Annotated in this window: 13 protein-coding genes; 11 read left to right on the forward strand and 2 right to left on the reverse strand. The window is 48.5% G+C overall.

All coding sequences use genetic code 11. From position 1 onward, the window contains the following. Positions 1-147: 147 nt before the first annotated feature. Complete coding sequence (locus tag N530_RS0111070) at positions 148-951, forward strand: transporter substrate-binding domain-containing protein (protein WP_026480750.1); 804 nt, start codon at positions 148-150, stop codon at positions 949-951. Positions 952-969: 18 nt separating this feature from the next. Continuing rightward, positions 970-1,797 (forward strand): amino acid ABC transporter permease, encoded by an 828-nt coding sequence (locus N530_RS0111075; protein WP_026480751.1) that lies wholly within the window; start codon positions 970-972, stop codon positions 1,795-1,797. Between the two features lie 3 nt (positions 1,798-1,800). Here the strand turns inward: N530_RS0111075 and N530_RS0111080 are convergent, their stop codons facing one another. Next, positions 1,801-2,694, reverse strand: coding sequence for a DMT family transporter (locus tag N530_RS0111080; RefSeq protein WP_026480752.1), 894 nt, complete (start codon positions 2,692-2,694; stop codon positions 1,801-1,803). Between the two features lie 145 nt (positions 2,695-2,839). Between N530_RS0111080 and leuC the strand changes: the two genes are divergently transcribed. From leuC to N530_RS0111095, 3 genes are all read left to right on the forward strand, one after another. Beyond that, positions 2,840-4,246, forward strand: coding sequence for a 3-isopropylmalate dehydratase large subunit (gene leuC, locus N530_RS0111085; RefSeq protein ID WP_026480753.1), 1,407 nt, complete (start codon positions 2,840-2,842; stop codon positions 4,244-4,246). Between the two features lie 280 nt (positions 4,247-4,526). Next, positions 4,527-5,015 carry a hypothetical protein gene (locus N530_RS0111090; RefSeq protein WP_026480754.1) on the forward strand — a complete coding sequence of 163 codons (489 nt, stop codon included), beginning with the start codon at positions 4,527-4,529 and terminating at the stop codon, positions 5,013-5,015. A gap of 142 nt (positions 5,016-5,157) precedes the next feature. Next, positions 5,158-6,351 carry a GGDEF domain-containing protein gene (locus tag N530_RS0111095; RefSeq protein WP_155851976.1) on the forward strand — a complete coding sequence of 398 codons (1,194 nt, stop codon included), beginning with the start codon at positions 5,158-5,160 and terminating at the stop codon, positions 6,349-6,351. Here the strand turns inward: N530_RS0111095 and N530_RS0111100 are convergent. Beyond that, positions 6,348-7,295 carry an AEC family transporter gene (locus N530_RS0111100; RefSeq protein WP_026480756.1) on the reverse strand — a complete coding sequence of 316 codons (948 nt, stop codon included), beginning with the start codon at positions 7,293-7,295 and terminating at the stop codon, positions 6,348-6,350. The genes N530_RS0111095 and N530_RS0111100 overlap by 4 nt on opposite strands. A 123-nt stretch (positions 7,296-7,418) precedes the next feature. Here N530_RS0111100 and N530_RS18655 point away from each other — a divergent pair, with 123 nt between their 5' ends. The 6 genes from N530_RS18655 to msrA all read left to right on the forward strand — a co-directional run bounded on the left by N530_RS18655 (position 7,419) and on the right by msrA (position 12,214). Beyond that, on the forward strand, positions 7,419-7,751 hold the full coding sequence (locus tag N530_RS18655) for a hypothetical protein (RefSeq protein WP_051540905.1): 333 nt from the start codon (positions 7,419-7,421) through the stop codon (positions 7,749-7,751). A gap of 214 nt (positions 7,752-7,965) precedes the next feature. Beyond that, positions 7,966-8,358, forward strand: coding sequence for a succinate dehydrogenase, cytochrome b556 subunit (gene sdhC / locus N530_RS0111110; protein ID WP_026480757.1), 393 nt, complete (start codon positions 7,966-7,968; stop codon positions 8,356-8,358). Between the two features lie 11 nt (positions 8,359-8,369). Next, positions 8,370-8,750 carry a succinate dehydrogenase, hydrophobic membrane anchor protein gene (gene sdhD / locus N530_RS0111115; protein WP_018689917.1) on the forward strand — a complete coding sequence of 127 codons (381 nt, stop codon included), beginning with the start codon at positions 8,370-8,372 and terminating at the stop codon, positions 8,748-8,750. Then, a complete protein-coding gene (sdhA, locus tag N530_RS0111120) occupies positions 8,750-10,597 on the forward strand; it encodes a succinate dehydrogenase flavoprotein subunit (RefSeq protein WP_018689918.1) in 1,848 nt (615 codons plus the stop codon). Before sdhD ends, sdhA begins: the two co-directional genes overlap by 1 nt. Positions 10,598-10,606: 9 nt before the next feature. After that, positions 10,607-11,386, forward strand: coding sequence for a succinate dehydrogenase iron-sulfur subunit (locus tag N530_RS0111125; RefSeq protein WP_018689919.1), 780 nt, complete (start codon positions 10,607-10,609; stop codon positions 11,384-11,386). A gap of 180 nt (positions 11,387-11,566) precedes the next feature. Next, positions 11,567-12,214 carry a peptide-methionine (S)-S-oxide reductase MsrA gene (msrA, locus tag N530_RS0111130; protein WP_026480758.1) on the forward strand — a complete coding sequence of 216 codons (648 nt, stop codon included), beginning with the start codon at positions 11,567-11,569 and terminating at the stop codon, positions 12,212-12,214. Positions 12,215-12,306 lie beyond the last annotated feature (92 nt).

Raw genomic sequence — 12,306 nt, forward strand, 5'->3', positions numbered from 1 at the left:
AAATACTGATTTTTGAAGAAGGCGCGCTGAAAGGTGCGCCTTTTTTGTTGAATCGCATTGGGAGGCCTTGCGCGGATTAGTATCGCGGTCCATTTTGCGTACAAGCTAAATACAGCCATTCTCTTTGTGACAGATGGGGACTTTCCGATGATTACCAAACGCGTATTCTTATCTATGGCAGCTATGGCTGTTGGCATGAGCGCAAGTTTTTCTGCATCCGCGCAGGATCTGCCTGATCTGGGCGGTAAGACAATTACTGTTGTGACTGAAAATGCATATCCGCCACTTCAGTTCATTGACCCGAAAACAGGCGAACAAATCGGCTGGGAATATGATGCTGTTGCTGAAATCGGCAAGCGGCTCAATGCCAAAATCGAATATCAAAACACGTCATGGGATGCGATGATCCAAGCGGTCTCCGATGGCCAATATGATATGGGCATGACGGGTATTTCCATTAAAGAAGACCGCAAGGAAAAAGTGGATTTCTCAGACTCTTATCTGGTGTCTGAAATGTTCATGCTGGTGCGCGGCGATGAAGATCGTTTCACCGATTCTAAAAGCTTTGCAGCATTTGAAGATGGTTTGGTTGGCGCGCAGCCGGGCACAACACCATTTTACACAGCGGTGTACGATGTGCTTGATGGTGATGAAGCCAATCCGCGCATCAAGCTGATGGAAACATTTGGTGCAACGGTTCAGGCATTGCGCGCTGGCGATGTTGATGTGGTGCTGACAGACGGTGTTGCCGGTAAAGGTTATGTTGATGCATCTGACGGTGCACTCAAGCTTTATGATGAAGCGCTTGGCACAGATAATTTTGGTTTCATTTTTCCAAAAGGTTCCGAAAATGTTGCGCCGATCAATGCGGCTATCGCATCGATGAAAGCTGATGGCACGATTGATGCAATCAACAAAAAATGGTTCCTTGATTATAAGCTTGGTGAATAGGCCTAGGTATATCCGCTCTTGTTAAAACCTGAAAAACACAAGTCGCCCGACAAAAAGTCCGGCGACTTTCCTTATTGGCTTGTCGCGCTTGGCGCTATTGCGGTTGCGCTGGCTTATGTTATCGCAACAAACCAGCTTTATTCGCAAATTGCGAACGCTGTTTCCAAAGGCATTTATATTACGGTCTTTGTAACGCTTGTTGGGTTCTTTCTGGCGACGATGCTTGGCTTGATTTTCGCGCTGATGGGCCTGTCGAAATCGCTTGTACTTCGACAAATCGCACGGTTTTATGTCGAGGTCATACGCGGCATTCCGATGCTTGTGCTGCTTTTCTATATTGCTTTTGTTGGCGCGCCTGCACTGGCTTGGCTTATCGATACGATAACGCGACCACTGCAAGAGGCGGGCGTGATGGGCGAATTTCGCACCCGCGATATTTCGTTGATGTGGCGGGCAATTTTAGCGCTGATGATTGGCTATTCAGCCTTTATTGCAGAAGTATTCAGGGCCGGTATTTTGTCGGTTGATGAAGGCCAAGTTGAAGCGGCTGAAGCGCTGGGTCTGTCGCCTTGGCAGCGTTTTCGCTTGGTTGTTTTCCCGCAGGCAATCCGCACGATATTACCGCCGCTTGGCAATGACTTTGTCGCGATGGTGAAAGATTCGTCGCTGGTGTCTGTGCTTGGCGTTGCAGACCTTACCCAGATGGGCAAAATCTATGCGTCTGGCTCATTCAGGTTTTTTGAAACCTATTCTATCGTGGCTTATATTTATTTGGTGCTGACAATCGGGTTGTCGCTTGGCCTGCGCCAAATTGAAAAGAAATTGCGCAAAGCGCAGGAGCGCTGATATTTAAGCGTTGAAAATCAGCGCGCTCCCCAAAATAACAAGAATAGCACCAATCCATGCGCCGATTGCGGGGGCTTCTTTGGTGCGCCACCACAAAATTGGCAATAGCAGTGCTGGCGTTGTTGCCGACAAGGTTGTGATGACACCGACTTTTCCGCCCGATAGCGCAAAGAGCAGCAGGGTCATGCCAAGGCCCATGCCGAGAAGGCCGGATAAAGCTACCTGTGTCCAAATGGAAACGCTGCCCGGATTGGCCTGTTTGAAGTTTTTATGAGGCAGAAGCATCAAGGCCCAAAGTCCAAATGCAGCAGTGCCAACGCGCAAGGCCGATGCTGCAACAGGATCAACGCCTGTCTCCATAATCGGTCTTGCAATTAGCGCACCAATGGCCTGTGCAAGGGCTGCCAATGTGCCGAACAAAATGCCGACCCAAAGCGTACCGGTGATGCTCTCCCATTTGTGGAGCTGCTTTTTACTCTTGCCGAAAATAATAGCGAGAATGACGCCGATAATGGTGATGGATACACCTAGAAATGTTTGCGGTGCCAGTGCTTCGCCCAAAAACAGATAACCAAGTAGAACTGAAATCGGCGCATTCATGGAAAACAAAATGGCTGTTCTGCGCGGGCCCAAGCGGTTCATGGTTAGGAACAAAGCGGTATCGCCAAGAAAAATACCGATAAAACCGGACCAGAATAAAGCCCAAAACGCATCGCCTGTTATGCTCGACCAAGTGCCGAACAGCGTTGCCCAAGCGATAAGCGCGACAAAAACAATTGTCATGCGCCAGCGGTTAAAAGCGATTGCGCCTAGATGCTTGGCCGGATCGGCGGACAGAATACTGGTAAAGGCCCATGTCAGGGCGGCGAGCATGGCGGCTGCTTCAAAGATAAACATAAATGGCAGCCTCACCCGTGCTTAAAAATTAGCCATGCGCCAATTATTACACGCGCGTCAAGCCGTATTGGTGGCCTTGACCCGACCCTAAAGTAGGGTGCATATCAGCGCTAACAATTTCACTGTATATTCAGGACGAAACGCTATGACCGGACCGCGCACGCTTTACGATAAAATCTGGGATGACCATCTTGTCCATCAGGCAGATGATGGCACTTGCCTTCTTTATATTGACCGCCACCTTGTTCACGAAGTGACAAGCCCGCAGGCTTTTGAAGGTCTACGTCTGTCTAACCGTACTGTGCGTGCGCCAGAAAAGACATTGGCTGTTGTGGACCACAATGTTCCAACATCACCGGACCGTCACCTTGGCATCAAAAACGAGGAAAGCCGTATTCAGGTTGAGGCATTGGCCAAAAACGCTGCTGATTTTGGCGTTGAATATTATTCAGAGAACGACAAGCGCCAAGGCATTGTTCACATTGTTGGACCTGAGCAAGGTTTCACATTGCCGGGCATGACTATTGTTTGCGGCGATAGCCACACATCAACGCATGGCGCATTTGGTGCTTTGGCGCATGGTATTGGTACATCTGAAGTTGAGCATGTTTTGGCGACGCAAACGCTGATCCAGAAAAAAGCAAAAAACATGCTTGTGCGTGTTGATGGTGTGGCACCGGCAGGTGTGACAGCCAAAGACATCATTCTGGCTGTTATTGGCGAAATTGGTACAGCTGGCGGCAATGGCCATGTGATTGAGTTTGCAGGTGAAGCCATTGAAGCACTTTCAATGGAAGGCCGTATGACGATCTGTAACATGACGATTGAAGGCGGTGCACGTGCCGGCCTTATCGCGCCAGATCAGAAAACATTTGATTATATTACGGGTAAGCCACGCGCCCCTAAAGGTGAAGCGCTCGATATGGCGCTGGATTACTGGAAAACATTGCAAACGGACGAAGGCGCGCATTACGACAAAGTTGTCGTGCTTAATGCCGCTGACTTGCCGCCAATCGTTTCTTGGGGTTCTTCGCCAGAAGACGTGATTTCCGTTGACGGTGTTGTGCCAAATCCTGATGACATCAAGGATGCAAATGCGCGTACTTCTAAATGGCGGGCATTGGAATATATGGGCCTTAAGCCTGGCACTAAGATTACCGACATTACATTGGACCGCGTGTTCATCGGCTCATGTACTAATGGGCGTATCGAAGACTTGCGCGCTGTTGCCAAAGTTGTTGAAGGCAAGAAAGTCGCAACAACTGTTGATGCGATGATCGTTCCAGGTTCTGGTCTTGTTAAAGAGATGGCGGAAGCTGAAGGTCTGGATAAGATTTTTATCGATGCTGGATTTGACTGGCGTGAGCCGGGCTGTTCAATGTGCCTTGCGATGAACGACGACCGCCTGAAACCTGAAGAGCGTTGTGCATCGACTTCAAACCGTAACTTTGAAGGCCGTCAGGGCTTTAAAGGTCGCACGCATCTTGTTTCGCCTGCAATGGCTGCTGCTGCTGCAATCGCAGGTCACTTTGTGGATATTCGCACACTTTAAGCATTTTTAATCTCCGACTTTGAAGCCCGCTTTGCCCTGTGTGAAGCGGGCTTTTTGCTGCTGTGGCGTAAATTGGATTATGGGTAATCAAAGTAGAAGCGTTGCTTGTGGGTATGATTGGAAGTTGTTCTCTCGTTTGTACTTGAGTAATTAATTGTATTTTAATGATAAATAACGTCATTCTTTGTACAAATAACTCTGTGCATGTAGGGTTGTACTATAAACTCGCTGTTTCGCATGATTAATTGCAGCAACAATTCGGAGATAGAAAATCGACTGGATGTCAGAAAAAACGAAGGTAAAAGCGATAGGTTTTTACTCAAGTCGGCACGTTGCGGCCATCGCTTGCATGCTACCGGTTGTGCCTTTGACTGTGGTTATAGGTGGGATAAACCTGCTTAACCGCGAAAATCCATTTTGGTTAAACTCTTTCAATGCTTTTTGGATTGCCGTTTTACCGCTTATTGCTGCAGGCTTTGTCTCTTATCATATCCGCGATGCGATGCTGCGTTCACCTTATTTCACAAAAAAGAGCATTGAGCGTTTCGTATACGATAAAAGTGACAGAGGCACTCAGTTTCTTTTGTTCAAACTGTGGTTTTGCAATTTGGGCTTTTACTGTTTTCTATGGTTGTTTTTTGCCAGTTATTTGATCAGCGCGCCCAATTTATTGAAGGTGCCGATTGCAGTGCTAATCGCTATTTATATTACACTTTTACATATTGTAGCGCCTTTGAAATACTTGAAGGGTGACGATTCAGAAGACTAGGATTTTTGCCCCTAGAGACCGATGAATGTTTCTATTCATAAATCATAAACCATGTTGATTGGATGCTGTTGATAAAACACGGCATTTTAAAACAATTGATAATAATTTGCCTTATAGTTCGCCTAGAACCACGGGGATTATAGTGACCAGCCAATTATACTTTCAATTGATCACACCATTGATTTTCCTTGTCTTCACAATGGGATTTGGTCTTATTTATCGCTATACAAGTGATCAGGATTCAGCCCGTTATTTTGCAATTTCATACTTATTTGGCGCTATCGCTTTTGTGCTGGATATTTGCCGAACTTTAATACCGGGCATCATCGATAATATGGTCTCGAACTTGGCCTATATGCTGTCAGCGGGCCTGTTTTCTATCGCTCTTATGGCGCATTACCGAAAAGAAAAGCCTTGGGCTGTATTGAGCGTTATCGGTGTGGTCGCGCTTTGCACGTCCTATTATTTCATGATCATTGATGATGACATGGCGGTGCGGGCACTTGTCTTGAATTTCTTTGGTTCTTTGCTGCTCGGATATCCGGTCATTGCATTACGCGGCATGAAAAAGCGCCCTATAGATCGCTTAATCTATTGGGTGCTCGCATTTACAGTTGTGCAATTTCAACTGCGAACAATAATTGTTCTGATGGTCGAAGGAAGTACGCTTTCAGAAGAAACCTATTCTGGATCGCTTTCGGCAGTAACATTCCAACTTCTAACATCTGTGTCAGCGCTGCTTATGGCTCTGGCTTTGTTTGCTATGTTTGGCATGGAAATCGTGTTGAAACTTCGCCGTAATAGCGAGACCGATATTCTTACCGGATTGCTGAACCGTCGCGGCGTGGATGCAAAACTGCCAAAATTTGAAAATGCGCTTGCCAATGGTGTTAAAAGTCACGGCGTGTTGGTGTTCGATATTGATCACTTTAAGCAAATCAACGACACTTTTGGGCATAGTGCCGGCGATGAGGTGCTGGTTGCCTGTGCAAATCTGCTCAAAGAGCTGAAGGTCGAGCAATCGATTGTCTCACGCGTGGGCGGTGAAGAATTTAATGTGGTTCTGTATAATGTAGACGAGAATACTGCAAAATTGGTGGCGGAGTATGCGTGTAGTGCATTCTCCAATCTTACACATCCAGCGATTGATAATAAGGTTGTCACGGTCAGTATCGGTGTCGCTTTATGGGATGCTCATGCAAGCTTTGCCGAAGCAACGCGCAAAGCGGACACAGCGCTTTATCGCGCCAAATCTGGCGGGCGTAACCGCGTCGTTGTTGCGCGCACTAAAATTGTTCAATTCCAGACCAGAGGTGCGGAGCGACGCGCTTCTTAAACTGGAATTATAACGCTTAAGGCATAGAGCCACACCGTTGCCGTGAGTACGGAAAGCGCGGTGCAGATCAAAAATGCTGATGCAGCTAAACTGACAGCGCGGTCATACATCACAGCAAAAATGTAAATGTTCATGCCAGGCGGCATGGCCGCGAGTGTGACAACTGCGCGTACCGTTTGTGGCTCTAGGCCAAAGACATAATGGGTAAGCCCAAAGGCAATGGCGGGATGCACGATCAAAGACAGGCAGGCAACCAGCATGCTTTCAGACAGGCCAGCGCTGATCTTATATTTCGTCATCGCAGCGCCAATGCCAACCAGCGCCACAGGAATGGCAGCGGTTGCCAGCATATCAACAGCAGAAATGACGGGTTCAGGCAGTTGAATGCCTGAAAAATTCATGGCGACGCCGATCAAAATGCCGATCATCAGAGAGTTGGCGAGGATGGATTTTCCAGCGGTTTTCAATGTGGTGGCCAAGGATTTCCCATCACGCCGCATCAGCTCCATTGTGACCATGCCAAGGATATATAGGCTTGGTGCGTGGAAGGCGATGATGCCAAAGGCAGGCGTTAAAGCCTCGCTGCCAAATGTTCGCTCAATAATGGCAACGCCCAAAAGCACGGAGTTGGAAAATGTTGCGGCAAAGCCAACGGATACAGCTTCACCGGGCCTACGCTTGAAGATTTTTCGGGCCAGAATAATGCCAATCACAAAGCAGGAAACGGCACCGGTATAAAACCCAATGAGTGCAGGCGCAGAAAAGGCGGCCGCAAAATCAAGGTTGAGCATGGCGCGAAATAAAAGCATCGGCACGGCGACCTTAACGGCAAAACTGTTAAGAGCGTCACCAACAGTATTGGGAACATAGGCTGTGCGCACTGCACCATAGCCAATAGCGATCAGAATAAAGACCGGCAGAACGGCCAAAAAAATAGAGAGCAATTGCGTATCCTTTATACGCGGGTAATCTATGGCCTATCGCGTAAACCGCAAGGAAATAATCTGCTTCAGTTTTGCAGCATTCAGACTATTGCGCGGTGCTGTGGGACATTGTATTTTAGTGCGATGAATCGCTATCTTTACAAAATAATGGGTCTTTCAACCCTCATCGCCACTGTTGCTCTTAGCGCTTGTTCGTCATCTGGCGGCGGCGGTGTTGGCAATTCAGTACAGCCAGCTTTAGCGAAATGGCGCTGTACGGGCGGTGTTACGATGACGGTGCGCCGTGAAGGCGCAAATCTTTTGGTGTCTGATTCGCGCGGTGTTGAAACAGAATTGCCTGCCGACCCGCCTGGTCAACGTGAGCGCTACAGTAAAACTGGATATGCGTTGGTTTTTGAAGGGCGCAATGCCAGCTGGTTTGCCAGCGGCAAAGCACCAACTGATTGTCAGCGTTAAGGCGTTTGATGCGAATCACGGCCCTATATGTTCTTGATTTTGAGCAATTGTGATCAATTTCAAGAATGGATTGATATACTTTGGTGCTGTTTTTTAAAGATTAAGGCGTTTCAAACGGTTCAGGACTTTGACGTACTTCAATATCGGGTTTAAAGACTTGCAACAAAGGTGGCAATTTTGTGATTGCCCCATAGTTTAACTCGGGGGATTTCTCGTGTCTTCGACGTCTACGAAGCGGCCGCTTTCACCGCATCTTTCTATTTATAAGCCTATCCCGACAATGGTCATGTCTATCATGCACCGTATTACGGGCGTTGCTCTTTATACCGGCACATTGCTGGTTGCTTGGTGGCTCATTGCTGCTGCATCAAGCGAAGCCTATTTTAATTGGGTAAACGGCTTTTTTGCCTCATGGTTCGGCATTCTTGTCATGTTTGGTTACACATGGGCACTCGTGCTTCATATGCTTGGCGGTATTCGCCATTTCATTTGGGACACTGGCGCCCTGATGGATAAACACACATCAACCAAACTTGCTTATGCTTCGATGATTGCATCTATCGTCATCACGGTCCTGATCTGGATCGTTGGTTTTAGCGTTACATAAGGGGATCGAATATGAGTATGCTTACACCTCTTAAACGCGTTCGCGGCCTTGGTGCTTCTAAGTCAGGCACCGAGCATTTTTGGCGTCAGCGCCTGACGGCCCTTGCCAATGTGCCGCTGCTGCTGGCGTTTGTCTGGATTATTGTTACGACCATTGGTCAGCCTTATGAGGCTGTGCTTGCAACGCTTGGTAGCCCGTTTGTTGCGGTCATTCTACTGCTCGTTATTTTGAGCGGCTTGTATCATGCCAAGCTTGGTATGCAGGTTGTCATTGAAGATTATGTTCACACAGAAAGCAGCAAATTTGTGCTGCTGATCCTCAATATCTTTTTCACAATTGTCATTGCTGCTGTCAGCATCTTTGCCATTCTAAAAATGGGTTTCGCCAACTAATGAGCACGCAAGATTCAAAGGCGACCGGTTCTGCCGGCAAAGCCTATAAATTTGAAGACCATAAGTTTGATGTTGTTGTTGTTGGCGCAGGCGGCGCAGGTTTGCGCGCAGCGCTTGGCATGGCCGAACAAGGTTTTAAGACAGCCTGTATTTCAAAAGTTTTCCCGACACGCTCGCACACGGTTGCAGCGCAGGGCGGTATTGCCGCCAGCCTGAAAAACATGACGCCGGATTCATGGCAGTGGCATATGTATGACACGGTCAAAGGCTCGGATTGGCTTGGCGATGTTGATGCCATGCAATATTTGGCGATGGAAGCACCTAAGGCGGTTTATGAGTTGGAACATTATGGTGTTCCGTTTAGCCGCAATGAAGAAGGCAAAATCTATCAGCGTCCATTTGGCGGCCACATGCAGAACTATGGTGAGGGACCGCCCGTACAGCGCACATGTGCTGCGGCAGACCGCACAGGCCATGCTATTTTGCACACGCTTTACGGCCAAAGCCTGAAGCACAACGCGCAGTTCTTTATTGAATATTTCGCGCTTGATCTGATCATGGATGATGATGGCACCTGTACCGGTGTTGTTGCATGGAACCTTGATGACGGCACGATCCACCGCTTTTCTGCGAAGATGGTTGTTTTGGCGACGGGCGGTTATGGCCGCGCATATTTCTCGGCAACATCAGCGCATACATGTACTGGTGATGGCGGCGGCATGATTGCACGCGCCGGATTGCCGCTTCAAGACATGGAATTCGTACAGTTTCACCCAACCGGAATTTATGGCGCAGGCTGCCTGATTACGGAAGGTGCGCGCGGCGAAGGCGGTTATCTCGTTAACTCCGAAGGCGAGCGCTTTATGGAGCGTTATGCGCCATCGGCAAAAGACTTGGCATCCCGCGATGTTGTCTCACGCTGTATGACGATGGAAATTCGCGAAGGGCGCGGTGTTGGCAAAGATAAAGACCATATCTTCCTGCATCTGGACCATTTGGATCCTGCGGTCTTGAACGAACGTTTGCCGGGTATTTCTGAATCAGCGAAAATTTTCGCTGGCGTGGATGTTACCAAAGAGCCGATTCCGGTTCTGCCGACAGTTCATTATAATATGGGCGGTATTCCGACCAATTATTGGGGCGAAGTTTTGAACCCAACCGCTGACGAGCCGGACCGTGTAACACCGGGCTTGATGGCTGTGGGCGAAGCTGGCTGTGCATCTGTGCATGGTGCGAACCGTTTGGGCTCTAACTCACTGATCGACCTTGTGGTGTTTGGCCGTGCAGCGGCTATTCGTGCGGGTGAAGTGATTGACCGCGAAAGCGCGATCCCTGATATCAATGAGAAATCTTGCGATAAGATCATGGAGCGCTTTGACCGTCTGCGTCATGCTGATGGTGGCACGCCAACGGCTGAATTGCGCCTGACTATGCAGAAAATCATGCAGGAAGATGCTGCCGTATTCCGCACGCAAGAAACGCTTGAAAGCGGTTGTCGCCGGATGGACGATGCTTACAAACAACTTAGCGATTTGAAAGTCACCGACCGCTCGATGATCTGGAATTCTGATCTGGTGGAAACATTAGAGCTTGAAAACTTGATGGCCAATGCGATCACAACTGTTTATGGCGCGGAAGCCCGTAAAGAGAGCCGTGGTAGCCATGCACGTGAAGATTATGTGGATGGTCCTTATGGCGGCCGTGATGATGAAAACTGGCGCAAGCATACGCTGAGCTGGGTTTCGGATGCCGGAGAAGTGACGCTTAAATATCGCGGCGTACACACAGAGCTTTTGCAGCCGGGTATCGATCTGGCAAAAATCGCGCCGAAAGCACGGGTGTATTGAGGAAATAAAATGGCTGAATTAACACTCCCAAAAAACTCGACCATGTCTGAAGGCAAAAGCTGGCCAAAGCCGGAAGGTGCGAAGAATATTCGTGAATTCCGCATTTACCGCTGGTCGCCAGATGATGATGCCAATCCGACAATCGACACCTATCATATTGATATGGATGATTGCGGCCCGATGGTTCTTGATGGTCTTTTGTACATCAAAAACAAAATCGATCCGACGTTGACATTGCGCCGTTCATGCCGCGAAGGCATTTGCGGTTCATGTGCGATGAACATTGACGGCACCAACACGCTGGCCTGTACCAAAGGTATGGACGAGGTCAAGGGCACGGTGAAAGTCTATCCGCTGCCGCATCTGCCTGTGGTTAAAGACCTTGTGCCTGATTTGACGAATTTTTACGCGCAGCACCGCTCGATTGAGCCTTGGCTTAAAACAACGACGCCAGCGCCTGAAAAAGAATGGAAACAGAGCCATGAGGACCGCCAGAAACTGGATGGTCTTTATGAGTGTATTCTGTGTGCGTGTTGTTCAACGTCTTGCCCATCCTATTGGTGGAATGGCGATCGTTACCTCGGCCCTGCGGTCTTGCTACAAGCCTATCGCTGGTTGATTGATTCGCGCGATGAAGCAACAGGTGAGCGTTTGGACGATCTGGAAGACCCGTTCCGTTTGTATCGTTGCCACACGATCATGAACTGTGCGCAATCATGTCCAAAGGGTCTAAACCCTGCGAAAGCCATTGCTGAAGTTAAAAAGATGATGGTTGAGCGGCGCGTATAAGCACCGGTCACAGTCTATATTTTTGAAAGCCCGTGGCCGAAAGCTGCGGGCTTTTTGTTATGGTCGTTTGTGCCATGCCTTGATCACGTTTGTTTGAAGCCAAGTTTAATTGCGCTTCGAAACTTTAGGCATAATCTGTGCGTTAGATTGTTAGATATGAAATTTAAATGGAGTCTACGCATGCTCAAATCCACATTGAAAGCTGGTTTACTTGGCGCAATATTTGCGGCGGGTGCAGCGACAACTGCCACTGCTGAAACCAAAACAGTGGTTGTTGCGGGTGGATGTTTCTGGTGTGTTGAATCTGATTTTGACAAGGTTAAAGGCGTAACAGCAACCACATCCGGTTTTGCTGGTGGCACAAGCCCCAACCCAACTTATAAAAGCCATGCGGGTCACTATGAAGTTGTCAAAATCGATTATGATTCCGATGTCACGGACTATAAAACGCTGGTGACGACTTTTTTGCGCACGATTGATCCAACCGATGGTGGCGGGCAGTTCTGCGACCGCGGTATGACTTATGCGCCAGCGCTTTTTGCCTCAACGCCTGAGGAAAAAGCTGCCGCAGAAGCAGCACTTGCCGATGCATCAGCCCAGCTTGGTAAAAAACTACCTGTACCTGTAAAGGGCGCACCAAATTTTACGGCTGCTGAAGACTTCCACCAGAACTATTATCGTAGCCAAGAAAATCAGCTGACGCGCTTTGGCCTTATCAAACGGGCTGATGCTTATAAGAAGTACCGCGCAGCGTGCGGGCGCGACGAAACGGTTAAAAAAGTGTGGGGCAATGCTGCTTATCAAGGCGTTGCTGGCCATGGCAGCTAAAAATAACACGCCTCGTAGCAAAATTTGAAACCGCCTTGCGCATGCATTGACGCAAGGTGGTTTTACGGCCTATGCGCTTGTGTCATAAGGTT

The sequence above is a fragment of the Ahrensia sp. 13_GOM-1096m genome (assembly GCF_000620605.1).
GTDB lineage: Bacteria > Pseudomonadota > Alphaproteobacteria > Rhizobiales > Rhizobiaceae > Ahrensia > Ahrensia kielensis.